Annotated in this window: 20 protein-coding genes and 1 riboswitch; of the genes, 10 read left to right on the top strand and 10 right to left on the bottom strand. The window is 47.6% G+C overall.

Annotated elements, in window-relative coordinates; all coding sequences use genetic code 11:
- Positions 1–3: 3 nt before the first annotated feature.
- Both MJ257_RS02095 and MJ257_RS02090 read right to left on the bottom strand, forming a co-directional pair.
- On the bottom strand, positions 4–429 hold the full coding sequence (locus tag MJ257_RS02095) for a prepilin peptidase (protein ID WP_240267676.1): 426 nt from the start codon (positions 427–429) through the stop codon (positions 4–6).
- On the bottom strand, positions 426–758 hold the full coding sequence (locus tag MJ257_RS02090) for a hypothetical protein (RefSeq protein ID WP_240267675.1): 333 nt from the start codon (positions 756–758) through the stop codon (positions 426–428). The genes MJ257_RS02095 and MJ257_RS02090 overlap by 4 nt, the downstream gene beginning before the upstream one ends.
- A 113-nt stretch (positions 759–871) precedes the next feature.
- On the opposite strand from MJ257_RS02090, the gene MJ257_RS02085 reads away from it, so the two are divergent.
- On the top strand, positions 872–2,131 hold the full coding sequence (locus MJ257_RS02085) for a HipA domain-containing protein (RefSeq protein ID WP_240267674.1): 1,260 nt from the start codon (positions 872–874) through the stop codon (positions 2,129–2,131).
- 105 nt (positions 2,132–2,236) lie between these two features.
- On the opposite strand, the gene MJ257_RS24770 is transcribed toward MJ257_RS02085, so the two are convergent.
- The gene (locus tag MJ257_RS24770; protein WP_270405769.1) at positions 2,237–2,368 is read right to left on the bottom strand and encodes a hypothetical protein; all 132 of its coding nucleotides are present in this window, start codon (positions 2,366–2,368) and stop codon (positions 2,237–2,239) included.
- 83 nt (positions 2,369–2,451) lie between these two features.
- Positions 2,452–2,883: a conjugal transfer protein TrbL family protein gene (locus MJ257_RS02080; protein ID WP_270405844.1), complete on the bottom strand. Its 432-nt coding sequence runs from the start codon at positions 2,881–2,883 to the stop codon at positions 2,452–2,454.
- Between the two features lie 19 nt (positions 2,884–2,902).
- Between MJ257_RS02080 and MJ257_RS02075 the strand changes: the two genes are divergently transcribed.
- Positions 2,903–3,709 (top strand): sigma-70 family RNA polymerase sigma factor, encoded by an 807-nt coding sequence (locus tag MJ257_RS02075; RefSeq protein WP_240267672.1) that lies wholly within the window; start codon positions 2,903–2,905, stop codon positions 3,707–3,709.
- A 237-nt stretch (positions 3,710–3,946) separates the two neighbouring features.
- Here the strand turns inward: MJ257_RS02075 and MJ257_RS02070 are convergent, their stop codons facing one another.
- The 5 genes from MJ257_RS02070 to MJ257_RS02045 form a co-directional block, all read right to left on the bottom strand.
- Positions 3,947–4,642 carry a Fic family protein gene (locus tag MJ257_RS02070; RefSeq protein WP_212978222.1) on the bottom strand — a complete coding sequence of 232 codons (696 nt, stop codon included), beginning with the start codon at positions 4,640–4,642 and terminating at the stop codon, positions 3,947–3,949.
- Between the two features lie 122 nt (positions 4,643–4,764).
- The gene (locus MJ257_RS25055) at positions 4,765–11,358 is read right to left on the bottom strand and encodes a helicase-like domain-containing protein (protein WP_443689910.1); all 6,594 of its coding nucleotides are present in this window, start codon (positions 11,356–11,358) and stop codon (positions 4,765–4,767) included.
- A 48-nt stretch (positions 11,359–11,406) separates the two neighbouring features.
- A complete protein-coding gene (locus MJ257_RS02055; protein WP_212978219.1) occupies positions 11,407–11,859 on the bottom strand; it encodes a DUF6075 family protein in 453 nt (150 codons plus the stop codon).
- The gene (locus MJ257_RS02050; RefSeq protein WP_240267671.1) at positions 11,843–12,901 is read right to left on the bottom strand and encodes a ParB N-terminal domain-containing protein; all 1,059 of its coding nucleotides are present in this window, start codon (positions 12,899–12,901) and stop codon (positions 11,843–11,845) included. Before MJ257_RS02050 ends, MJ257_RS02055 begins: the two co-directional genes overlap by 17 nt.
- Positions 12,891–13,682, bottom strand: a complete 792-nt coding sequence (locus MJ257_RS02045; RefSeq protein ID WP_212978217.1) for a ParA family protein — start codon at positions 13,680–13,682, stop codon at positions 12,891–12,893. Before MJ257_RS02045 ends, MJ257_RS02050 begins: the two co-directional genes overlap by 11 nt.
- A 579-nt stretch (positions 13,683–14,261) precedes the next feature.
- On the opposite strand from MJ257_RS02045, the gene MJ257_RS02040 reads away from it, so the two are divergent.
- From MJ257_RS02040 to qoxD, 8 genes are all read left to right on the top strand, one after another.
- On the top strand, positions 14,262–14,474 hold the full coding sequence (locus MJ257_RS02040; protein WP_009224836.1) for a GNAT family N-acetyltransferase: 213 nt from the start codon (positions 14,262–14,264) through the stop codon (positions 14,472–14,474).
- 880 nt (positions 14,475–15,354) lie between these two features.
- Positions 15,355–15,440: riboswitch (cyclic di-GMP riboswitch) on the top strand.
- A gap of 106 nt (positions 15,441–15,546) precedes the next feature.
- Positions 15,547–16,887 (top strand): sensor histidine kinase, encoded by a 1,341-nt coding sequence (locus MJ257_RS24885; RefSeq protein ID WP_240267670.1) that lies wholly within the window; start codon positions 15,547–15,549, stop codon positions 16,885–16,887.
- A gap of 43 nt (positions 16,888–16,930) precedes the next feature.
- A complete protein-coding gene (locus tag MJ257_RS02030; RefSeq protein ID WP_240267669.1) occupies positions 16,931–17,566 on the top strand; it encodes a LuxR C-terminal-related transcriptional regulator in 636 nt (211 codons plus the stop codon).
- 241 nt (positions 17,567–17,807) lie between these two features.
- The gene (locus MJ257_RS02025) at positions 17,808–20,048 is read left to right on the top strand and encodes a heavy metal translocating P-type ATPase (RefSeq protein WP_240267668.1); all 2,241 of its coding nucleotides are present in this window, start codon (positions 17,808–17,810) and stop codon (positions 20,046–20,048) included.
- Positions 20,049–20,456: 408 nt separating this feature from the next.
- Positions 20,457–21,434 (top strand): cytochrome aa3 quinol oxidase subunit II, encoded by a 978-nt coding sequence (qoxA, locus tag MJ257_RS02020; RefSeq protein WP_240267667.1) that lies wholly within the window; start codon positions 20,457–20,459, stop codon positions 21,432–21,434.
- Complete coding sequence (gene qoxB / locus MJ257_RS02015) at positions 21,418–23,367, top strand: cytochrome aa3 quinol oxidase subunit I (RefSeq protein ID WP_240267666.1); 1,950 nt, start codon at positions 21,418–21,420, stop codon at positions 23,365–23,367. The genes qoxA and qoxB overlap by 17 nt, the downstream gene beginning before the upstream one ends.
- Entirely contained in the window at positions 23,364–23,960 is a 597-nt protein-coding gene (locus MJ257_RS02010) for a cytochrome c oxidase subunit 3 (protein WP_240267665.1), read from the top strand. The genes qoxB and MJ257_RS02010 overlap by 4 nt, the downstream gene beginning before the upstream one ends.
- A gap of 1 nt (position 23,961) precedes the next feature.
- Positions 23,962–24,246, top strand: a complete 285-nt coding sequence (gene qoxD / locus MJ257_RS02005; RefSeq protein ID WP_240267664.1) for a cytochrome aa3 quinol oxidase subunit IV — start codon at positions 23,962–23,964, stop codon at positions 24,244–24,246.
- A 93-nt stretch (positions 24,247–24,339) separates the two neighbouring features.
- Here qoxD and MJ257_RS02000 read toward each other — a convergent pair whose 3' ends face one another.
- On the bottom strand, positions 24,340–24,711 hold the full coding sequence (locus tag MJ257_RS02000; protein WP_240267663.1) for an ArsR/SmtB family transcription factor: 372 nt from the start codon (positions 24,709–24,711) through the stop codon (positions 24,340–24,342).
- Between the last annotated feature and the right edge of the window lie 40 nt (positions 24,712–24,751).

Genomic DNA, 24,751 nt, shown 5'->3' with positions numbered 1-24,751 from the left:
GCTTTAATGCGAAAGAATAAAGGCTACGATTCCACCGACAGCCAGAAAAGGAGCCAGCGGCAATGCTGTTTGTTTAGTATCCCGAAAGCCAAAGCGGAAGCTGATTCCTATGGCAAACAGCAACACTAGAGCCAAGCCAAGAATGCTTTGTAACGTGCCATAGAGGGGACCGAGTACAAAGCCGCAAGCAGCCATTAGTTTAATGTCACCGCCGCCGATTTTGCCTCTGGTGAAGATTGCCGCCAGTAAGTAGGGCAAGCCTGTAATCAGCAAGCCGGAAAGGGCGGCTGGGGGAGAAACATGCAATAGCCCTACGACAACAATAGCCAGCGGCAAGCTGTTCGGGATCTGCCGCGTTCTCAAGTCAAAGGCGCTCGTGATCAGAAGCAGGAGAATAAACAAACTTCCTTTGATTCCGATAATGCTCATAAAGGCAAACCGTCCCATTCCGGCAAAGCGCGATAGGGATAGTGCTTCTGACTTTTCGTGAACGCCATCATAAAGCGCAGTTGATCCAGCACCGATAGATTATGACGATCTTTCGTTGTCAGCATGACCGATGCCGCCACACCGCTCAAAAAGGTGACAACAGCGAAAGGAACGCTGCCTTTTAACAGCCAAATCAACAAGGCAAGCGCAACCGAAAGCATGGAACCGATGATGCTCTGCCCCAACTGCTGTTTGCCAAAACCGGAAAACCACTCTGCTTCCGGCTTGACGCCCATCGGGATATATAAGGTTTGCGGCTCTTGATTCATACAAGTGAGACTCCTTTCAGAAGAAGGAAATGGAAATTTTAGAAGCCTTCATGACGAAGCTTCTGCGGACTTGGTATAATAGAAGGAAGGAACCGAGAAACGGAGTGAACGGTATGGCCGAATCCTGGAATAAAACTTATACGCTCATGCACAAAAATGAACCCGTGGCTGAGATTGAGCTGGATGAAGCGACAGTCACCATTTCAGCGATTGGACAGGTCTATGCGAAGCAGCATGTGCCAGTAGGGATACCTGTCAAGCGAGGAAAAATAGACCGCGCGGCACTTAATGAATGGTGGAGAGGCCGTGCTATTCCGGCCAGTCGGGACGGGATTAAAGAAGCGCTCATTGAATTGAACCTGTCCACGACACAAAAACTGCTGGATAAAAGCTATGGATTGAGCTTGTCCGATCAGTATTGGATTCGTCCGTCTGCATCGGATTTGAGGTGGAACGCCATTAACTTTTTCGACAATCCCTTTTCTGAGGATGTTGGGAATGTATTGTTCGGAAAAGGTTCGTCAGATGTCATGAGCCTGATGTCGCCGGACAACACATCCGATGGCTGGCTGAAAAAGAAATGGGCGATTATGGATGGCAAACGCTGTCTGGTGAAAGGGGGAAGCGGGGCCACCCAGCAAGAACCGTACAATGAAGTGATTGCCAGCAAGATCATGGAGCGGCAGGGCATCCCCCATGTTCCGTATACGCTGATGGAGCAGGAAGATTACCCCTACAGTGTGTGTGAAAATTTCATTACCCCGCAGACGGAACTCATTACCGCCTGGTATGTGATGCATACCCAGCAAAAGCCAAACCATGTGTCGGTGTATCAGCATTACGTGAACTGCTGTGAGGCACTAGGCATTCCTGGCATTGTAGAGGCACTTGACCGGATGATTGTAGTGGATTATCTGATTGCCAATGAAGACCGGCATCAGAACAATTTCGGCGTGATTCGTAATGTGGAGACGATGGAATGGATTGGGCCAGCGCCGATTTACGATAGCGGCTCGTCGCTCTGGTTTTCCAAACCATTAGGCTTGATTCGTGCAGACGGCAAGTTGACCTGCAAGCCGTTCAAGCAGGATCACAACGAGCAGATCAAATTGGTGACTTCCTTCGATTGGCTGGACTTGCCTGCGTTGGACGGGATTGAAGAAGAGGTACGGGACATTTTCCGCGGTTCGCTTTTTGTGGACGAAGCTCGCAGTGATGCCATTTGTCTGGCTCTGCGCGGGCGAATTGAGCGTTTGCGGGAGATGGTTCATTCCCGAAATACGTTGGGATGGGTGGATGACCACAGCACCGATGTGAAAGAGAACATTGCGTACAGCGGTCTACAGGAGGAAGAAGATGAGTGGGAACGGTAGATACACCGTTTGATATTTACCCACTGACAGAAACGTCTCTACGAAGATGAAAAACGTGGAGACGTTTTTATGTTGTGCGACAATCGAATAACATCTGTTATATTGCTATCGGTAGTAAAACAGAATCAGCTCCTTCACCTGCCAAATGCTCTCCGCCAAAATATAGAACAGAACCACATTTCGGGCTCGCTTTTTGTATTTACCGGACTCCTCGTCAGCACCGGATAGGCGAATCATGGTATAGATGAATCGGAAGGCGCAGCCTATTCGAATAAGGAGAACAACAGCTTGGGCTAATTCCTCCAGGGTAACCATACTTTTTAACCCGCCTTGCTCAGCTTACGAGCCATACCAATCAGCTTGACGCTGTGATAGACGTTGTTCACCACGCCGCCCCCACCGCCTGTTGTAATGAGGAAGTCAGACAGAAAACGTGGTGTGCGAATCGCCAGCATCATACAGGCCATCCCCCAAAACACATGGTTTTGCAGCATCAGCCCTACGCCAAGTTTAGCCAAAGCGATTTGTATAACGAGAGCCAGCATGGATTGCGTGAATTTTTGAGCATAGGCACGGAAAACGCCTTTGTCATTGTCAAGCAGTCCCGCGCAGGCCAGCGGAATGCCTACCCGCAATATAAACATCTCCAGCCCCCGCATAAGAAACTGAAAGTAGAGAATAAAAAAACAGATGATAAAGATCAAACCAAACACAGAGGTAACGAGTCCAGCCGAATATAACGTATTTACTATTTTTTTTAATGATTCCGCTATGTTTAAACTGCTTTCCCCGGGAATAGAATACGTAGGCGTGAATATGACGAATCTCGAAATTTTTTTAGAGAAAATTTTGAGTGAATATAATTTTGAATTAGTTTCTAATCATAAGAAGCCAAATAATATCTCAGAAGATGTACCAAACCATGGAAACAAAGAAGAGGAAGAAGAATCAATTAAAGAATTTAACTATAATAATTTTCCATACTCTCAGCCTTCTGAGATTCAAGAATCTTTGGAGAGGGTAGCTGAAGGAAGTAATTTAGCACGAAATGTACTGCTAGAAAACAATTTGAGGTTAGTAGGATATATAGCAAAAAAATTTGAACATACGGATGAGGATTTTGACGATTTAGTTTCTATAGGAACGGTTGGTCTTATTAAAGCTCTTGAAAATTTTAATCCTATAAAAGGGGTGAAGTTTTCCACTTTTGCTTCGCGATGCATTGAAAATGAAATATTAATGTACCTACGTTCAAGAAAGAAGCAAAGTACCCAACCTAGCTATGACTTAGATTTGATAGAAGAAAGAAGCCCAAATACTTATATTGATGAGTCAGGGCATAGCTCAGAGGATACGGTTGATATATTTTATAAAAAAGAACTTTATAAATATATTGATATCTTGGATACTCATGAGAAGGAAATCATAATAAAAAGATTTGGACTTGAACCATCAGGAATAAAGCGGACATACCAAGATATTGCTACGGAACTTAAAATTAGCTTGACAGATGTGTCACAGACGGAAAAACGAGCCTTAGTGAAACTTCAAAAGGCGGTATATAGTAAGAAAAAATAAATTTTGACACATTTATAATTGAAGATTGGCGCAAGCAAGCCTACTAAATCCGTTCCTTTGGAGCGGTTTTTCTTTTTTATCATGGGTTAGTGTTCCATTACTTTCTATCTCCCAAGTCTTCCGGTTGTTGCTCATCTTCCGATTCATCCATTACTGCTTGCTCCTGCATTGCCCTATAGTGATGGGAGGAAACGAAAAAGAGCTGCATCAATGGTGTGAATGCGGCTCTTTGGGCTGTTAACGTTCGAGATCAGGCTCATCTTGCTCTTGAATCGGGTCAAACTGAATGCCGTCAATACAAAAATCATATACAAATTGTTTTATTTCTTCCATATCATTTGTTTCATAATAATGTACCAATAAGCCAGTAAAGGTACGTTGATGTTCAATAGGAATCGAAATAATCCCGCTACCTGATGCAATCATTACCTGATTGCCGGAGAGCATCGCAGTCCGTTTGTTTCCGTCCAAGAACATTTGTTTTCTCATCAGATACAGCATTAAGGTAATGGCTCGGTCTGTAGGACTTTCGATATCCAGTATCTTGGCAAGTTCATCTTTGATTTGGTCTTCATCAGGCATGTCGGGACGCCATGTTGTACCGCCAATAGAAACGGGAACTTTTCGTAAATAACCCGCTTGAACAATCAGGTTATCTCCTCCAACCAACTGGTTGATTTTGCAGATATAGGTCAAGTCAATTGGATAATCGAGATTCCCCAAGATGAATTGCCAAGCATGTTTCAAGTTGTTTACGCCAACAATTTCATTTACCTTGATGCCAGGAACGCTTAATCCATTAAAGATGGCTTCTGTATCAGGATAGGTAACGGCGAAGCCCTCCAGTTTGGCACTCTTCCAGATATAATCAATGATGTTTCGCTTGGCTACAAAAATGTTTTGTTCTGCCGTCATATGGTACTTTGCCTTCATGATTCCATTGCTCCTTTTGCCGCGTAACGTGCGGTTTGTACTTTTTATTATATCGGGTTGAACTAATAAATTGAAGATAAAGTGGAACAGGCAAGTTTGGTTCTAAGCTTAAACCACAACCTCTATTCTTTTTCATGATCCTCATTCCAGTTTAGACTTGATTCCGTTAATAATTCTTCATCGGATTCCTCGTTCAGTATTTCTTGCCCCTGTAACTCCTTAAACTCCAGCGCCGAGTTAATCTCAGACTGCCGCACTACAAATTGACTTAGCCGATCTTCAAATTCAAAGGGCTTCCCGATTTCTTTCTTCGCGGTCTCGATCTGGTGGAGGGTATCTTGTTGCTGCTGTTTGGTTGCCTCAATCTTGGCAGGAATTTTCTCCAGTAAATTTTCCAGCCTGCTGATATTGCCTAGAGCTGAATCTCCAAGCTCAACCGTGTAGGTCGCCGTTCCTCGAAGTTGTACATGCTCAAAACCGGAGCGGGACAGCAGAATGTCGAATCCTTTGAATTGTCCTACCTTTACAGCCTGATGCTCCAGTTGAGTGACTTTGGATAAGAGAAGCAGAACTTCTCCTGCTTGAGGACGCTCATCATAAACTGTGCCATCCAAGGTGATTGAAAAGTCCTGGAGTCGGTGCTGTTCAGCGAGCTTCCAATCTGCTTGATATTGCTCTAGCTTTTCCGCACAGGAAGCCAGCACTCGCGGATAATGCTGACTGAGCTGCCGTTCCAGCATGACTTGCTCGTTATGCCAGTTTGTTTTGAGCAGCTTGAGGCGGATGACTTCATTGTCCACTTCCATCTTCTCCGCCAGCATCGGGTTGCCCACAGCAACAGCCTTCACTTCAGCCGCAGACAGTACCGTTTCATCGGCATCCTGACAGGAGCGGGAAATGCTTCTGCCAGTCATGACTTGCGAGATGTAGCGCAGCTTTTGCTCCTGGATTTGCCACAAATAAGAGTCGAAGGTTCCTTTGGTCACGTAGCGGAAAATCCGCACCGTTTCATTTTGGTTGCCTTGCCGCAGAATGCGGCCATCCCGTTGAATGATGTCGGAAGGACGCCACGGACAGTCGATATGATGGGCAGCGATGAGCTTCGTCTGTATATTCGTCCCGGTTCCCATTTTTTGCGTGGAGCCTAGCAGGATTCGGATTTCGCCGCGGCGCACCTGTTCGAACAAAGCCTCCCGTGCAGCGTCCGTATTTACATCATGAATAAAGGCGATTTCCTGCTCCGGGATACCGCGAAGAACTAATTGGGATTTCATTTCATCATACACATTAAACTGCCCTGACTTTGGAGTGCCGCTGTCGCTGAATATAACCTGAGTAAGTCGATTCGCCTGTGTTTCCTGCCAAATATCAAATACGTTATTAATGCAAAGATTCAGCTTGGACATTGGATCAACGGGAGCATCTTCATGTACCAGGCGCGGGTCAATCGACATGAGCTTGGCTTCATGAGTCAGCTTGAGCATGTTGTCTTCTTTGGCATCGACTTCATTGTTCCGAATTTTTTCGGCTCGTTCAACGAACTCATCCATCATCTGCTCTTGATAGGGGGAGCGGTCACTGACGATGACGCTGGCTTTATCTCCCTCCAGCAGTGGAACCGGGAGCTTGAGCATATCGGCGGTTTGAATATCGGCAACGAGACGGAACATGCTCATCAGCTCCGGCAAATTGTGAAACTTGGCAAAACGGGATTTCATGCGATAGCCGCTGCCTTCGGGTGTAATCTCCAGGGAAGAAACAACCTCGCCAAACGTTGCAGCCCAATTATCGAAAAAGTTTAGTCCCAGCTTTTGCAGCAAGTGAGGTTGGAGAAAACGCTGCATGACGTACATCTCGGACATGCTGTTACTAATGGGTGTGCCGGTAGCAAAAACGACCCCACGTCCTTGGTTCATCTCCTGCAAGTATTGGCATTTGAGCAGCATATCGATAGCCCGTTGGCTGCTTGATTTGCCGATCCCAGCAACATTGCGCATTTTGGTAAAGGTGAAGCAGTTTTTGTAGGCATGGGCTTCATCGACAAATAACATATCCACGCCAAGTTGTTCAAAGGTGAGCAGGTCGTCTTTTTTACTTTCATTCATCAGGTGTTCCAAGCGGGATTTCAGGTTGTTTTCAAACACAACCATTTGCTTGATGCTCCAGTTGTCGCCTTTTTCTTTTTTCATCTGGTTAATCATGCGGGAGACGTTGCGGATTTCATCTTGCAGGAGCTGTTCCTGCCGCTCACGGGAGATGGGGATTTTCTCGAATTGCGAATGACCAATAATAACGGCATCGTAATTGCCCATGGCAATTTTGGAAACGAAGCGCTGACGGTTAGCCAAGCTAAAATCCTTTTTCGTGGTCACTAACACATTGGCAGAGGGGAAGAAGCGCAAAAATTCGTTGGCCCACTGCTCGGTCAAGTGATTGGGTACGCAGTATAGTGGCTTGTGAACCGCACCAATACGCCTTAAATACATGCCTGCAGCGATCATCGCCGCCGTTTTGCCGGCTCCGACTTCATGAGCCATAAGCGCTGTACCGGAATAAATAATACGGGCTGTCACATCCCGTTGATGCTTGCGCAGGCTCATTTCCTGATTCATTCCCTGAAACACCAGATGATCGCCGTCATACGTGCGGGGACGAATCGTATTGAATCTGTCGTTGTAAATGGAGAGCAGTGCATCGGCTCGTTCCTTGTCCTGAAAGAGCCAGGAGGCAAATGCTTCTTTCATCTGCTGCTGCTTGGCACGGGCAATCATCGTTTCTTTGGCATTGACCACATACTTGATCTGCTCATTGCCGTTCGCATCCAGATAAGTGAACGGATCACGCACGGTAATGCTTTGCAGATTCAGGCTGCTTTCAAAAATCTCATAAGCGTTGGCTCGCCCTGTGCCGAAGGTTTGGTTAACTTTAATCGAGCCTCTTTCCAGGGGTTTGCCGGATACGCGCCACGTATTGGTGTATTCGAGATAGTCTACATCAATGGTCTGCGAATCCTGCATGATTTGAGCCGTGCCAAACGTTTCATACATAAATGCCCGATATACTTTAACTGGAATCCAGGGACTGCCGATACGGAAGTCGATGTCTCCCGGCAGCAGTGGAGCAGGTTGGACACGAGTAAGTGCAGCGACATTGCGCTGAAATACATCCGGGTACTCCTGTGCTTTGAGCGTAGCATAGGCGAGCTTGTCTTTGACGTTGCCGGACAAGTATTCTTCGTCCAGCTCCCAGCCTTCATCTACATCTCCTGTATAGGCTTGCGGGTTTTGGAAAATGCGTTCACCAAGCGCCTCCCGCACTTCATCCGTTGTTTTACCGCAGAGATGGGCGATATACGGCAGTTCGATGCGCAGCCGGTGGTTCAGACAAATTTGCAATGCTTCCAGCGGATCATCCGTATGCTCCGGCAAGGCGTTGACTCGAATAGTCGGACGACTGAAAATAGCGGCTTTTGTCCAGGTTTTATCTTCTGTGAAATCTTCAATGGAGCGCAACAGCGGCAGTTGGTCATCGTCGGTAAAAGCAGAAGTATTGGCCCGTTCGTTAATAGCTCCATATTGATGAGCAAAGCGGTCATAGATGTGATTCAGCCTGGACTGGGCTTGCTTCAGTTCCTCTGCTTCATAACCGTATTCACGGGATTGGATTTCAATTACATCCAAAAGCGCCGCGCGTATGGCGCATAAGCCTTTGATACGCTCTGCCTTCCTGCCTTTGATGTCTTGGGGGAGAAGAATACCATTTTCACAGTAATAGATGCGTTCCTGTTCGACAATAAACGTAAAGTTTTTTGTGCCAGGCGGCGCTTTTCGAATTGGCTCCTCTTCCTCATCCAGCAGGAGGGGGGAGCGGGTGTTGCTTTCTTGAGTAACTTGCTCTGGCAAGTCAGGAAAGCGAGCTTGCAATGTACCAAGTGCTTTCTCCAAGGAGTGAAGCAGAGGCTGTTCCTCATGTGGAATACATGCGCTGGTTTTCTCTGCACCGTACATGCCACGATCCCATTTCATTTGTCCGAGCAGCATTTCAGGATGAGACAGGTAATAGCGATTGACAGGCACGCCGTCAGCCGTTTCACCAATTTCAATCCATTCCGGCATGTCTTCTTGAGTGAGGGGGAGCGAGGACTCCCGTTTTTGTAGAAATACAATATCTGTTGTGACTGTAGCTCCGGCCAGCGATTGAAAGGTAGTATTCGGCAAGCGAACCATCCCGATTAATTCCGCTTTCTGTGCCAGGATCTGCCGTACACTGGAGTCTTGTTTGTCCATAGTACCTTTGCTGACGATAAAAGCCAAGATGCCTCCAGGCTTGAGCAAGTCCAGCGAACGGATAAAAAAGTAATCGTGAATGTAGTGGCTGCTGCTGTAGCGGCGATCATGGATGCGAATGTTATGAAAGGGAATGTTGGAGAACATGGCATCAAAACGCTGTTCGCGCCAATCAATGGTTTCAAATCCTTGGATGTGGATGTTTGCCTTGGGATAGAGTTGTCGTGAAATGCGTCCCGTCAACGAATCCAGTTCCACGCCGTGAAGTTCAGCATTTTCCCATTCCGGTGGGATAACAGAAAAGAAGTTTCCGCTGCCCATAGAAGGCTCTAACAAGCGGCGTCCAGCACCGGAGGTTAAGCCAAAACGCTGTAATGTTGCATGGATGGTCTGAATTAAGGACTGCTCTGTGTAGAAGGCGGTAATGGTGGAGTTACGGGCTGCTGCATATTCGTCTTCACCCAGGAGCTGCTTTAATTCGGTATATTCGGTTTCCCAGCCATTCGCGTTAGGGTGGAACGCATTCGCTAATCCGCCCCAGCCCACATAACCGGCTAAAATATGTTGTTCCTCTGTAGTCGCTTGCCGCTGCTCTGATTCCAATTGCTTGAGTAGACGAATAGCCTCCACGTTCCGTTTATATTTGCTCTTTGCACCGGATACATAAGGCGATTGCTCGGCTTGAAAACGATAGTTTACCGCAGTAGGGAGATTGCGTTGAGAATCTGGAGAAAGAGTAGAGTTTTCACTAATGTTTTTGGTATCCAGTAGGGAACGAGTGTCTTGAAGCTGGTTATCGGTAAGTTCGGGCAAATTGTTCTGACCTTCGAGTTCTCCAGAGTCCTCTTCAACGTCTGCTTGTTCGTTGGCGTAATCAAATAACGTCCATTCCGGTTCTACAGGCGGAAAAGGAGCAAATTGTTCATCGTAATGCCCCTGGGAGATCAGTTGCAGTAATGTATCGCTGACTTTTTTCCATTTAAATTGCTCTTCATGTGACCCGGAAACATCCTGCCAGGAAAGCTGAACGCCTTTACTATCTGTCATGTAGCCGACCAATCCACTACCTAAATCTCTTCTGGCACCGCCGATGCCATATAGCGGCTTTAGAAAAGCGATCAGATCAGGCGCTTTCACGGGATGATGATCCAATACAAACTGATAAATACGCTGTTTACCGGACATAGCGCCTCTGCCGCTGATTAGCAGATAGGCCAGCATATCTTCTCCTGTTCGTGTTCCTGAAAGAACTGAGCCTTCATTGGGCATAAAAAAAGAACCGCTTATCGGCGGCTCGGATGATGGGGAAGAAGGGAGATTTGCTTCGGTTACCGTGGTTTCAGGATGATGTCGTTCATGACCAGTTCCTCGGCTGTCGATTTGATCTGATTCAGATGCTGTGCTCTTTTCAATGTGTCGTCCGTCTGTGGCATGGGATGAAGGCGAAGCAGTTGATCGGTCAATTGCTCCATCCGTTCCAGCGCCTCTTGTTCGACCTGCTGCATTTTCTTCATCAAGTTGCCTTCCATTTGAAGAATCTGAAAGCGTTGCGGGTGATGATTCCGTAGATGATTCAGCGCCAGTCGACCGAATTTTCCTAGGGGCTGCTGTTCGGTTGTCGCTTCGTTCGAGATGTGCAGGTTCGGATACAGCAGTCCGTCGATTTCGTGGTACGTCAACTTCGGTTTGTCGGGATGATTCATGAGCCAGGCTCCTTTCCTGTTCCATAATTTTTACATAACGAGCAATGTCGGTAAGCAAGCTGCGGGCGTGAGTGTTCACCTGATAGCCCAAACGTGCGGCAAGCGGTAAAGTATCAAAATGGGTGATCGTTGAAAAGTCGGTGTGATTCGGTTCAGGCAACTGACAGCGGCGATGGATGAGATAGCGAACGCTGTCTTCAATTAAGTCGCCCATATGTTGCTCTAGTCCAAGCAAGGGGATGTTACTTAGGAAATGATCGTGAATGTCATGCTCAATATCTTGCAGCCACTCTTCCCAGGATGAAAGGACAGTTTCATGCACAAGCTGCGAAATGGCTTTAGCGAGGTTTAGCGTATCGTAGGAAGTCAGCCGCCCAGCCAGTTCATCGGTATCAAGCTGTTCCAGGCTCCAGAGGACAGGGACTTGTCTGCCTGTCGTTTGGTTGACATCGAACAAACGACTTAGTATCGGAGTGCCTTGCTGGAAATCACAGACGGCAATGCTCTTTTCGCCCCTTTTCACATAACGGCCTAACTCATTCCATAGTGGGAGGGGAGCCAGCATGGTCGCGTCCGGGTGTTGGGCGTAAATGAGCAGGCTGTTGTCAAATGAGTATTTGTAGATGGATGCAGCAAAGTGCAGATAGTGTTGCCAGTCGTCCCCGCTGGATGTGATCTCCCTAATAGCAGATGCGTACAGGTGGCGCAAAGGCAAAATGCGGCTCATGTCAGGCTCTCCTTTCCAAATAGAATAATCAGGCTGGCGTTATATGTCTCAGGCTTCGTGTTCATATGAAGCATAGGGTTCTGTCTCTGTTGTTGGAAATGCAAAGTGTGGCAGCTCCAGAGAACGGGTATATTCCGCATAACGAAGCTTGATCGCTTCAAAGAAGTACGGCATCAGCCCGGTGTCGAATAGATGATACGGACTGTAATGGCGGGGATGATCCCGGCCTATTTCAGCATCCCCGGTATAGCCGTTGTACAGATTAAAGGCGAGGCGGGTCATTTTTACAGAAGTGCTGGTCTGCCAGCCTTGTTCTAAACCCTCCAAGCGAATTGCCTGTTCTTCGTAATCGTAGAGGTCGCGGATATGCTGGCGGGTTTGCGGCGTAAGGCCAAGGACATAGAAGAAAGCCTGACGATACGGATCATGTTGGCTGTGAGTCATTCGAAGATTGCCCTCATAGAATTGCTCATGCTCAATGTCTTTAAAGACCGGATTCATGGGTGTTGTCCTCCTTTTTTTCATTGGATTCAGGATTTTGTTGGTGTTGTTGGTAAAAATACATTTCCAATGCCTTGTCGATGATCTCCTCGACTTCGGCTGCTTTATGGGTTGAGGTAAAATATTTCGCATATAACTTATGTTTGAGCTTGAAGGGTGCTGGCGTTTTGTTGCACGGCTTGCGTGTGGCTTCGCCGGACAAGATTCTGGCTGCTTGCTCGTTTGTTAATTGGCCGGAGTATTCCCGCAGGAGTTCTGCCTTTTTCATATCTACCTTGTATTCGTTCTGTGACAGCACCTCATGGACAGCCTGCTGTTCTGTTTCATTTAGATAGGAAAGACTGACCGCAGGATATAGTCCGATCCTCGCATCGTCTACCAGCTTCTTGAGTGAAGGGGATAGTTTGTCGATGCGAAGCAGGCGGGCGACTGTATTTTTGGATAGGCCGTATTCTTGAGCGACAATATCTCGACTTTTCAACTTGTGCCCTAATAGGGCCGAAGTTTCGTTTTCCTTGTCATACTGCGGGTTTTCAAGCATTTTAAGTTCATGAATAATATCGTTTCGTTTGCCTTGGGAGAACATTTCCGAATAGCGCAGTGCAAGAACCTTGGCTTTTTCGGATGGCAACATATCCGAAAAGGAACGCTGCAAAACATTGGTTTCAACCACATACATGAGCGCTTCTACATCGGTTAGGCCTTCCTTCACAATAGCGGGCAGTTGTTCAAGCCCCAGCAATTGCGCCGCGTTCATCCGGTTATGTCCGGCCAGCATTTCGTGGTCACAGCCATTCTCATCGGCTTCGATTTTCCGCAGAATGACCGGGACAAGAATACCGTTGCTTTCAATGCTGCTCACCATATCCGCCAATCGCTCACCGTCATACAAGCGGAACGGATGGTTTTTATACATTCTGATTTTGCTGATGGGTATAGTTTGGATTCCGCCAGTTTGCTCAAGGGGAGTTTGAGTCTGCTCCGATAGCAATAACAACTCGTCGATGCTGGACAGTTTGGGAACAGGGCGTTTAGTTGCCATGAAGCGTCAGCTCCTTAGCCAATTCTTGATAAGCTGTTGCTACCTTTGATTTGGGTTCAAACTCCATAATGCTTTGGCTGTAAAAATTCGCTTCGCCCACTTTGACGGACAATGGAATTTGTACATCGAAGATACGGAAGGTTTCTCGGTAATAAACTTTGACCAGACGAAAAGCTTCCTTATATAAATTGGTGCGGGTGTTGCACATGGTCATCAGGATTCCTTCAATGCTGATGCGCGGATTGATGCGTTTTTTGACCTTTACAATGATTCTGAGCAATTGGGTTAATCCTGTTGCAGACCATAGTTGCGGATTGACGGGAATCAGCACGCTATCACTGGCTGCAAGAGCATTGATCGTTAGCAGACCAAGTGAGGGATTGGTATCGATGATGATGTAGTCATAGTTCGGCTTCATCGGTTCCAACAGAGACGCCAGCGTTTTTTCGCCGCCCATTTCATCCCGCAGATTGATTTCAGCAACTGACAATTCGATATTGCTCGGAATCAGGTCGATGTTGCCATGAGAATGGATGTATTCCTCAGCAGGTGGAAGAGGTTCGTCGCTCATAATAGCATTCATGACATTGAACATGGAGTATTTGAGTTGATCCGGTTGCTCGATACCAAAGCACATGGACAGATTGCCTTGCGGGTCGAAATCGACGAGCAGCACTTTTTTTCCTTCATTAGATAAGGCGTAGGCCAGATTGTAGGCGGTGGTCGTTTTCCCGGTACCGCCTTTTTGGTTTGCAATGGTGATTACTGTTGTGTTGGACATATTAAAACCCTCCCTGGAGCATTTGCTCCATTAATTTGTCAATGGCAGGGAGCGGGCTGGTTCTGCTGTAGTTCTTTCCGAGTTCTTCCCAACGTCCAAAAATGGCTTCATTTCAGGTTGTCGCCGGGAAGCCTTACGGGTACTGAAAAAAACACAAAAACCCGCAAAAAACCTTGATTTTACAAGGCTTTTCGCGGGTTTTATATTCCTCTTCTTTGACTTAACTTCTGCTATCTTCCGAATAGCATATGCGACTCAAAATCGAGTGGGGAGACCCGTGGAGGTTCGAGTCCTCTCACCGGTACCATATACTTAAAACAAAAACCCTGATCGTTGAATAATTCAATGATCAGGGTTTTCTTCGCATTTAAAGTAAATAATAAGCAGGGAGTACAACGCTTGTTCGCATATACCTAAGGAGCCGAAACTTATTCATTAAGACCCGATTTCTTGAAGCGATACAACCTTTACAGGTTTTATGCGGCACGGTTGCTTTCTCTATTTTTGGAATAATGATCATGTTGTTTTGCTGTCGTTACGGGAGCGGAGATTGGTGTTATTTCATTGGTCTCTGAGCGGATGGGGATTGGGACAAAAGTGATCGAGTGGTTAAAAAATTATACCCAAAACAAAGGTTTTGACCGAATTTGTATCGAAAATGCCAACACGGATGCGAGTATTGGATTGGCAAGGAAATTGGGCTTCACTAATGTCCCTAATAGTCCAATTATTCAAGAGGTTCTTAAAACAGAGGAGTCGCCTGACTATCATTTACTGATAGTAAGATCATAAGTTCCTTTTAGTTAGTCCAGACTCAAAAAGTACCCCCAACTTCTCGAAGTTGGGGGCTCTAGTGCTTACTTTGATTATTTTTGTAATCTTCCGATCTTTTAAACATCCTCAGCCTAAATATTGCGATACGCAATTCTTTCTTCAGTAAACTTGTAACTGTAGGCCAACTCAGAACTTGATTCCGGTCGATCTCTCCCGTTTGAGTTGTTTTACAACATTATTCTATGGTTAGATACCTAGTCCGTATCCGGCGAATGCCTATAGTCAAACGCCCTTTTTATGATTTATTTGATACATAATTCAGATTCGCTGACGCCTACAGGTCGGCGAATCAACCCAAGATATTGGGACTATTCGAAACTTGCGTACGGATGGCCTGTTACAGAAAAAACAAAGAGCCCCAAGCCAAAAGGGCGAGGGGTTAAAAAGCAGGTGACGTTCTTTGCTTCTAATTTATGTATGAACGTTTGCACATGTTACAAAAAACTAAAAGACACTGCTGTTCGATACCTATATTTCCAATTCGAATGAATGTGACCCAAAATGAAAATAAATAAGGAAAGTTTTAGCAACTATATTCTCGCAAAAGCTGGAATCTTCTAGTATAATATGTCTATAAAGCGAGGATTAGACAGGAATTTGGACCATATTTTTCGGCTCGGTTATTAGGACAAAGGTCCGTTTTTCGGTCGAAACTGTGCTTCTAGTACTTTTCTATAGAAAGACTGAAAAAGAGGAGGGATCTGATGTCAAATCTATGTAGGTAGTACCTGGTGGCTGTTAAATGACATTATGAGGTCAGGTGAGGGATTCGAACATCGCCATGGACGAATGGGTTATGAACTATTCTCCTATTGGTTGTCCAAATAAATATGAGCTGAAGGAAAAATGGCAAACCCGCTCGAAAGACGGGGACGCAAAGCCACGGGTCTGCGGCCGTAAGGCTATGATCGCCGGGTTACCCTAAAAGGCTGGCTTCCGGAGAAAAGGCACGTTTAGGGTACGTGTCTTTTTTGTCGTCTATGTCCGATTCCGAATAAGCCGAGGAACCTCATCGAGGGAGGGAACTGAAGTGGTGCTTGTACTGTCATTATTGCTGATGACCGCCATTCTGCTATTCGCCCATCCGACAAGAGAGCCAAATCGTTGGGCCGGTTCAGTCGCTTTTTTCTCTGTACTCGGAGAGTTGACTATCGCCATAGATGAGAAGATAATTCCCGTAATTGTCCCCTTGGCAAACGGTCCAATTATAGCCGGATTAGAGTGGGTAAAAGGTTTTTTTTACTTCTTAGCCTTATACTTGCCTCCCTATTCATTATTGATGTTCAGCTTGAGCTATGCGGGGTGGTTTCAACGGCGAAAGAGTTGGAAGCGCTCCATAATCGTCGGGGCACTGATACCGGTTCTGATCATGTTTCTTCTACCTTCAGAGGCTTCACGTGATACACGACCGATACCGTTCTGGGCAATGATTTATTACGCTACCGCAGCAGTGCCATGCTTGAGGTTGGCATACCGTGAAGTTGATAAGAGGATCAGGCAGCAACACCGTGTGGTCTGTTGGATTGTTGTACCGTCGATCGGTTTTGTACTGCTTTTCGATTATATTCTGCCTTTGCTCCAATTCCACCCGCCCTTTGATACCAAACGTGCTGGTTTAGCAGCCGTGTGCATTTTCTTTTTTGTATTTGTTGTACGTTACGGTGTATTGGGCGTCCGAATCCGATTGGAGAAGTATTCCACATCCCCAGAGCCATATGGGGAGACTCCGCTTACATTTCAATTCTATCATGCTTTAAAAAGTGAACTTGGAAAAATACAGATTGCAGCCAGACGTATATTTTATCTTGCCCAACGGACCAAGCAACAGGAATTGTATCGGGATACATCTCATTTGATCGATGCTACCGAGCGGATTATGGCAATAGCTTTCCGTTTTCGTAATTCATCACAACAGTTGGTATTGTACGAGCAGTCATGCATTATAAATGAACTCGTTGAGCAACTATTGAATAGCTTGACGGGAGAATTTTGCAGCAAGAATCTTATCGTCCGAAAAAAATTGGATGAATCGATTGTTTTGTGTTGTGATTCTGTTCACGTGCAGCAAGTCATGAAGAACCTCTTCTATAATGCCATTGAAGCGATGTCCGAAGGAGGGTGTCTGACAATAACGTCGAGTCTGTCGCAAGAAACGCTGGATATCTCTGTTCGTGATTCCGGTTGCGGCATCGCTCCGGAAGCAATGCCGTATATTTTTGAACCTCACTTTACAACCAAGTCGAACGAAGCGAATGATGGATTGGGATTATTCTACAGTCATGAAGTTATGCGCCGACATCAGGGATCCATTGAGATTCATAGCCAAATCGGAATCGGTACGACATGTATGCTTCATTTTCCCATCCAATGAGTCATTCGCCATTCATCGTCATGGAACCGATGGGAGGGAGACCATGAACAAGATCAAAGTACTGTTGGTGGAAGACGATCCGGTGTGGAACGAATATATATCCGAAACGGTGAATCGGGAACCGGATTTGTTTTTGGTCGGAACGGCTCAGACGAAAGTCAATGCAATTCGCATTGTGAGTATGTTGGACATTCATGTGGTGCTATTGGATGTGGTGCTGGGTGGGAAAAAGAAAGACGGGCTTGACGCGGCGCTCGAAATTGTCTGCATGAGCAAGGCGAAGGTCATCATGCTTACGGTATTAGACCAGGCAGAGATCATTTCCGAGGCGTTTGGCAACGGTGCGTTCAATTACATTGTCAAGACAGCGTTCGAGGATATTCCGGAGGCTGTTCGAGCCGCATATTCGGGCTTATCCTCCATTCATGCTTCCACCGCAGGCATGCTTCGGTCCGAATTTGTTCGAATGAAGCAACTAGAAATGCGACAAGCTTTAACCCGAACGGAAGTTGAAATCCTTCGTTTTATCCACAATGGTCACACCCGTTCCTCAATTGGGGAGCAGTTGCATATAACGGAAAGTACGGTCAAAAAACACGTGAACCGGGTGATTCGAAAGTTAAAGGTTCATTCAGGCAGGGAAGCTGCCAGAAAAGCAAACTTGAAAGGAATATTATAAAGTGTATGTGTATTGATATAAAAAGCCGTGAATAGCACCATTAACCAATACGGTAGGTGCTATTCTTTTTTGTTTGACATCTATTTGGTGTACGCACTCCCGTAGAAAATCATCACTCATTCCTCAGATAGTTAATTTTGTTCCGGTGATTGACAGTAATTTATAAACATGAATATAATAATTATATATATGAACATTTGTTCATGCGTCGATATTTTACTCAAAAGGATGGGGATATAACATGGAGGCTGTTGCCAGTACGGTAAAACGTAAATTTGTTTTGGAAGGCCTGGATTGCGCAAACTGCGCTTTAAAAATCGAGAACGGTGTCCAGAAGATTGACGGTGTTTCGGCTTGTTCGGTGAATTTTGTGAACAAAACGTTGACCATGGAGGTGGCGATGGACCGCTCGGAAGAGATACTTGAGCAGGCGAAGAAAAAAATTCGCACGCTGGAGCCCGACGTGAAAGTATTGGAGCACGGAGCGGCGGGATTGCAGGCGGCAAGTCCAAAAGGGAAATCCGCCAAACAGCATCACGGTCACAATCACAGCCATGATCATGTGCACGCTCACGGCGCCGAAGCGGCGGATGATGGACACGGTCATTCCCATGACCATGGGGCGCAAAACATCAAAATCATGGTCGCTCGTCTGATCGCGGGTCTTGCTATTGGTGCGGCAGCGTTCGCGTTGTCCCTGAGCCAGGAGCTTGAATTGATCCTGTTTCTGGCAGCCTATCTCATCGTGGGCGGGGATATCGTTTACAAGGCGCTGAAAAATATCGTAAGAGGCCAGGTGTTCGATGAAAACTTCCTGATGTCGATCGCGACCATCGGCGCATTTGTAATCGGGGAGTACCCCGAGGGCGTAGCCGTGATGCTCTTTTATCAAGTTGGCGAACTGTTCCAGAGTATTGCCGTCAACCGGTCGCGGAAATCGATCAGCGCGCTGATGGATATCAGACCGGATTTTGCCAATTTGAAAGCGGGTGACGAAACCAGACGCGTGAGTCCCGAGGAAGTGCGAATCGGAGATTTGATCGTTGTGCGGCCCGGCGAGAAAGTACCTCTAGACGGCAAAGTCATCGAGGGGAATTCGGCCATGGATACCTCGGCGTTGACAGGCGAATCCGTGCCGCGTGAAGTAGCCGCAGGCGATGAAGTGCTGAGCGGATTCATCAACAAAAACGGGGTTTTGACGATCGAGGTCACTAAGGTGTTCGGGGAGTCGACCGTGGCCAAAATTCTCGATCTAGTGGAGAACGCAAGCAGTAAAAAGGCGCCGACGGAAAACTTCATTACGAAGTTTGCACGTTACTACACGCCGTTTGTCGTCATTGTCGCCGCTTTACTGGCCGTTTTGCCTCCGCTGCTCTTCAGCGGCGCGACCTTCTCGGAGTGGGTTTACCGGGCACTGGTGTTCCTGGTGATTTCCTGTCCTTGCGCCCTGGTAGTTTCGATCCCGCTCGGCTTCTTCGGCGGCATCGGCGCTTCCTCCAAGAACGGTGTGCTGGTCAAGGGCAGTAATTACCTGGAAGCGCTGAATGACGTCAAATACGTCGTATTCGACAAAACGGGAACACTTACCAAAGGTGCGTTCAAAGTAAACGGCATTTATCCGCAAAACGGATGGACCGAACAGGAGCTGCTGCGCCAAGCCGCTTTTGCCGAAATGCATTCCACCCATCCGATTGCCCAATCCATCAGGGAAGCCTACGGGCAGGAGTTGAACGAAGAGCTGATTGCTGGTTACAACGAAATATCGGGCCACGGCATTCAAGTCGAGTTCGAAGGCAGGGAAGTTCTAGCAGGGAACGCGAAGCTCATGAAACGGGAAAATATCGAATTTGCCGCGCCAACCGAACTGGGCACCATCGTCCACATCGCGGTTGACAAACAATATGCCGGTTATTTGGTCATTGCCGACGAGGTTAAGGAAGACTCGGCGCGAGCGATCCGTTCCCTGAAAAATCTCGGCGTGAAGAAGATCGTCATGCTGACGGGCGACATCAAGGCGGTAGGCGAAGCAATCGGCAAAAAGCTGGGCGTGGACGAGGTGCGGACCGAACTGCTGCCGCAGCATAAGGTGGAAGAGTTGGAGAAGATCGACCGCCAAAAAGCGAGCAAAGAAAAGATCGTGTTCGTCGGCGACGGCATCAACGACACGCCGGTTCTGGCCAGAGCCGATGTCGGCGTGGCCATGGGCGGCCTCGGGTCGGACGCGGCGATTGAAGCGGCCGATATCGTCATCATGACCGACGAGCCTTCCAAACTATCCTCCGCGATTTATATTGCGAAGAACACCCGGCGGATCGTATGGCAAAACATTATTTTCGCCCTGCTCGTCAAAGCGGTCTTTCTGCTCCTGGGCGCCTTCGGGATTGCGACGATGTGGGAAGCGGTATTCTCGGATGTAGGCGTTACCCTTCTTGCCGTTTTGAACGCGATGCGTGTGCTGAAGATCAAACCCAATTTGACTTAAGGGATTTGGAAAGTAGACAGCCCGGCCATGTTTGGGGAAATGTATCGCAAAATCGTGCTTGAGCGTAAATGAAATAGCTTCCATTTTAGCCAAGATTGTGCCTTTTGAAGAGGTGCGGTCTTGGCTGTTTTTATGTCCGAATTTATCTAGTCAGCCACGTTCCACAAAGTATGAAAGCTGTGAGAATATTAGAATCTATTAAATAAATCACAATCAACAATAGTGAAGATGATTATTTTGTCTAATTCATGACGTTTGATCGACTTTTGTGTGAAAAGACTGTGACGAAACTATTTTTATACTACAATACGTAGTTTTTATTGTATACAATGAATTCGAATGAAGGCTTGGAGCCATCGTGATTCATATGCGCCATAGCATTCAAATCCCAAAGAAAGGTGTGCTTTGATGAAGCTCCGTTGGTCAATCATACTTGTTTTATTAAGTTGCGCAGCCCTCCTGGCGGGATGCCAGCCGCTCAAAGTTTTGGATCCCAAAGGGCCGCAGGCGCAAACGACAGCCGATGTGATATGGATTTCGATTGCAACCATGGCTGTAGTTGTCATTTCCGTGATCGTGTTGTACGCGTACATCGTAAGAAAATACCGCGCATCCAATCAGAGCGAGGATTATGAACCGCCGCACATCGAAGGCAGCTTGAAGCTCGAAATTGTTTGGACGGCCATTCCCGTGCTTATCGTAGCATTTTTATCGGTTGTAACGATCATATCAACCTTTAAGGTGGAGGCCGTTCCCAAAGGATACAATAAGGAGCCGCTGGTGATCTACGCATCGTCCTCCAACTGGAAGTGGCATTTCAGTTACCTGGAGGAAGGGATTGAAACGGTGAATTACTTGTATATTCCGACGGACCGGCCGATTCAATTTAAACTGTATTCCTACGGGCCGATCTCAAGCTTCTGGATTCCGCAATTGGGCGGGCAAAAATACGCGATGGCCGACATGGTCAACACGTTGAATTTGGCGGCCGACATTCCCGGGGAATACATGGGTCGGAACGCGAATTTCAGCGGAGAAGGCTTCGCCGAGCAAACCTTTAGCGTGAAGGCGGTAACGCCAAAAGAATACGACGAATGGGTGGAAGAGGTGAAGGCGACGGCCGAGCCGTTAACCGAAGCGAAATTTGCGGAGCTGCTGAAGCCCGGCCATCTCGGGCAATCCACCTATGCCGGAACGCATCTGGCATTTTCGCCGCCTCCGCAAACTCACCATACGAGCGGCAAAAAACCCGGCGAGAACGGGAACACAAGCGAGGACGAGCGCATGCCTGGCGACGATCCGGATCCGATGGACATGGATATGAACATGGAGGGAATGGATCATAGCGTTTTAGAGAGGAGCGGAAAAGATGGATTTTCTAAGTAAATTCGCCGTGCCCAACCCCACGGTGACCATTTATGCGTCAATGGTTGCCATCGGCCTCACTGTCATCGCCATCATTGCCGGATTGACATATTTCAAAAAATGGGGATACCTGTGGCGAGAATGGCTTACGACGGTCGATCATAAACGGATCGGCATTATGTACCTGATCTCTGCCTTGCTCATGCTGTTTCGCGGCGGCGTGGATGCGATCATGATGCGGACGCAGACGGCTATACCCGAGAATACATTGCTCGGCGCCAAAGAATATAATGAAGTTTTCACGACGCACGGCGTAGTCATGATCATCTTTATGGCGATGGCCTTTATCATGGCTTTGATGAACTTCGCCGTGCCGCTGCAAATCGGGGCCCGCGACGTGGCCTTTCCGCGGCTTAACGCCTTGAGCTATTGGCTGTATTTTGCCGGGGCCATGTTGTTTAACATCTCCTTCGTCATGGGAGGATCGCCGGATTCGGGTTGGACGAACTACTTCCCGCTCGCGGGCAATGAGTTCAGCCCTTCCGTAGGCACGAACTATTATTTGATGTCGCTGCAAATTTCCGGCCTGGGCACCTTGGTCACGGGGATCAACTTTATTACTACGATTCTGAAAATGAGAGCGCCCGGCATGACCTTGATGAAAATGCCGATGTTCACCTGGTCCGCCCTGATTACGAACCTGATCATCGTTTTTGCTTTTCCGGTCCTGACCGTGGTGCTGGCCATGGGGACCATGGACCGGCTGTTCGGGACCAACTTCTTCACGACGGAAAACGGCGGTATGGATATGCTGTGGGCCAACCTGTTTTGGGTTTGGGGCCACCCTGAGGTTTATATTCTCATTCTGCCCGCATTCGGGATTTACAGCGAAATCATTTCCACGTTTTCGCGGCGAAACCTGTACGGCTACAAATCGATGGTCATCTCGATCGTCGCCATCTCGCTGCTTTCGTTTTTGGTCTGGGTGCACCACTTCTTTACGATGGGCCAAGGGGCGCTGGTCAACAGCATATTCTCGGTGACGACGATGGCGATCGCGGTTCCGACCGGGATCAAAATTTTCAACTGGCTCTTTACGATGCGTAAAGGCAAAATCGTGTTTACCGTCCCGATGCTGTATGCGTTAGGCTTTATTCCGATCTTCACGATCGGCGGAGTCACGGGGGTTATGCTGGGTATGGCGAGCGCCGACTACCAGTACCATAACACCATGTTTTTGGTGGCCCACTTCCATCTGGTGATTATCCCCGGAGTCGTCTTCGCGATGATCGCCGGATTGACCTATTGGTGGCCGAAAATGTTCGGCTTCATGCTGAATGAACGAATCGGAAAATGGGCGTTTTGGTTTCTCGCCGTCAGCGTTTGCGCCACCTTCTTCCCGATGTTCATTTCCGGCTTAAACGGCCAAGCGCGCCGGATGTATACGTATTCCGAATCCACGGGCTTCGGCCTATGGAACATGATTTCCTTTATCGGAGCCATCGGGATGGCGATCGGTTTTATCCTCATCGTGTACAACATCTATTACAGCACGCGTTATGCTTCGCGGAACATTTCCGGTGATCCGTGGAATGCTCGTTCGCTGGAATGGGCGACGCACAATCCTGTGCCGGAATACAATTTTGCGGTTGTTCCCGCCGTGAATTCGCCGGAAGCGTTTTGGGACTACAAAAAAAGAGGGCATCGACTGTTCGACGGGGAGTTGAAAAAAATTCATATGCCCAACAACAGCGGCTGGCCGATCATTCTCGGCGGGATATTCTTTATCTGGGGTTTTGCTTTCGTCTTCAGCCTGTGGACGCTGGCGGTGGTTTCCACGGTCCTCATCCTGCTTGGCCTGGCTTACCGGTCTTTGGAGCAGGACCACGGGCGGTATATCCCTGTCGACCAAATTAAAGCGCTCGAAAGCAAACTGGGGGGAAGCAAGATATGAAAATAGATCAGACGGCCCCGCTTGAATACAGTACGGAGCAAAACCGCTTGAACATTACGGGGTTCTGGATTTTTCTGGGGGCGGAGATCGCCCTGTTCGGAACGCTGTTCGCCTCGTATTTTACTTTGGTTAACAGGACGGGAGGAGGGCCCTCCGGCGCCGATATTTTTGAAGTTGTGCCGGTGATGCTGGAAACCGCCCTGCTCTTGATCAGCAGTTTTACGATCGGCTTGGGGATTAACGCCATGCGTTTGGGCAGACAGAGGCCCATGATCGCCTTTTTTGCCGTTACTTTATTGCTTGGCTTGGTGTTTCTCGGCGTGGAAATCTACGATTTCATCGTGTATATCCATGAAGGGGCGACGCTGCAAACGAGCGGATTCACGGCGATTCTGTTTACCCTGCTGGGAACCCATGGCCTGCATGTGGCGTTTGGCCTGCTTTGGGGCGCATTAATCATTTATCAAATCGTGAAGCGCGGGTTAACGCCGGAAACAACCAATAAGGCCTTTATTTTTTCTCTCTATTGGCATTTTCTGGACGTGGTCTGGATTTTCATATTCAGCTTCGTCTTCTTGAAAGGAATGATGTAAGATGAGAGAGCTTTTTCCGCGGAAACAAATCATAGGTCTCGTATTTTCGCTCACGCTTACGGCGGCGGCCTTGACCGTTTATTTCTTCGAGCTTTCTTTTGAGGTCGGTTCGACGGTGCTGCTCGTTACGGCATTCCTGCAGGCGATCATTCAATTGAGCGTTTTTATGCATGCCGGAGAAGGAGAGGACAAAAAAACCGTTTATACCACCGTGTACTATGGCATATTCGTGGCGCTGGTCACGATCTTCGGCACACTGCTGACTTTAATTTGGGGATATTATTAAAGAAACCCGAGCGACCGCAGCCAAACAAGGACTGTCCCGCAGGCCATCGAAGATGGCGAGGGACAGTCCTTGTCATTTGCGGCTCGGCCCGCATCATCCGTGGTTGGTGTGCTGGAGCGTTTGCAGAAAAATCTGCTCGATGTGAGCATCGTCGAGCGAATAATAGACCGTTTTTCCGACTTTGCGCCGTTTAACGATGCGCAGGTTGCGCAAATATCGCAACTGGTGGGAAACGGCCGATTGCCCCATTTCCAGGAGCACCGTCAAGTCATGTACGCACAATTCCCTTCTTAGCAGGGCGCCGATGATTTTGACGCGCGTCGGATCGCTGAAGGCCTTAAACCAGTCGGCAAATTGAACCGCTGCCTGGTCATCGATTAACTCCGCTTTGATCGCATCCAAATCCACCGGTGCTCCCGAACAGTTCGAATCGCATTCTTCTGCTGCATTTATAGAACGTGTCATTGACTTATCACCTTTCTGTTAGGCGTTTAAATTATTATAA

The organism is Paenibacillus timonensis (genome assembly GCF_022427145.1).
Taxonomy (GTDB): Bacteria; Bacillota; Bacilli; order Paenibacillales; family Paenibacillaceae; genus Fontibacillus; species Fontibacillus timonensis.
This window is presented reverse-complemented; position numbering and strand designations above follow the sequence as displayed.

Coding starts and splice junctions, on each gene's coding strand:
- qoxA (WP_240267667.1), top strand. CDS start 20,457: ATGAAGCTCCGTTGGTCAATCATACTTGTTTTATTAAGTTGCGCAGCC.
- MJ257_RS02055 (WP_212978219.1), bottom strand. CDS start 11,859: ATGAATCCGGTCTTTAAAGACATTGAGCATGAGCAATTCTATGAGGGC.
- MJ257_RS02095 (WP_240267676.1), bottom strand. CDS start 429: ATGAGCATTATCGGAATCAAAGGAAGTTTGTTTATTCTCCTGCTTCTG.
- MJ257_RS02090 (WP_240267675.1), bottom strand. CDS start 758: ATGAATCAAGAGCCGCAAACCTTATATATCCCGATGGGCGTCAAGCCG.
- MJ257_RS02000 (WP_240267663.1), bottom strand. CDS start 24,711: ATGACACGTTCTATAAATGCAGCAGAAGAATGCGATTCGAACTGTTCG.
- MJ257_RS02045 (WP_212978217.1), bottom strand. CDS start 13,682: ATGTCCAACACAACAGTAATCACCATTGCAAACCAAAAAGGCGGTACC.
- MJ257_RS02025 (WP_240267668.1), top strand. CDS start 17,808: ATGGAGGCTGTTGCCAGTACGGTAAAACGTAAATTTGTTTTGGAAGGC.
- MJ257_RS02070 (WP_212978222.1), bottom strand. CDS start 4,642: ATGAAGGCAAAGTACCATATGACGGCAGAACAAAACATTTTTGTAGCC.
- MJ257_RS02085 (WP_240267674.1), top strand. CDS start 872: ATGGCCGAATCCTGGAATAAAACTTATACGCTCATGCACAAAAATGAA.
- MJ257_RS02030 (WP_240267669.1), top strand. CDS start 16,931: ATGAACAAGATCAAAGTACTGTTGGTGGAAGACGATCCGGTGTGGAAC.
- qoxD (WP_240267664.1), top strand. CDS start 23,962: ATGAGAGAGCTTTTTCCGCGGAAACAAATCATAGGTCTCGTATTTTCG.
- MJ257_RS02075 (WP_240267672.1), top strand. CDS start 2,903: ATGTTTAAACTGCTTTCCCCGGGAATAGAATACGTAGGCGTGAATATG.
- MJ257_RS24770 (WP_270405769.1), bottom strand. CDS start 2,368: ATGATTCGCCTATCCGGTGCTGACGAGGAGTCCGGTAAATACAAAAAG.
- MJ257_RS02050 (WP_240267671.1), bottom strand. CDS start 12,901: ATGGCAACTAAACGCCCTGTTCCCAAACTGTCCAGCATCGACGAGTTG.
- qoxB (WP_240267666.1), top strand. CDS start 21,418: ATGGATTTTCTAAGTAAATTCGCCGTGCCCAACCCCACGGTGACCATT.
- MJ257_RS25055 (WP_443689910.1), bottom strand. CDS start 11,358: ATGAGCCGCATTTTGCCTTTGCGCCACCTGTACGCATCTGCTATTAGG.
- MJ257_RS02010 (WP_240267665.1), top strand. CDS start 23,364: ATGAAAATAGATCAGACGGCCCCGCTTGAATACAGTACGGAGCAAAAC.
- MJ257_RS02040 (WP_009224836.1), top strand. CDS start 14,262: ATGGGGATTGGGACAAAAGTGATCGAGTGGTTAAAAAATTATACCCAA.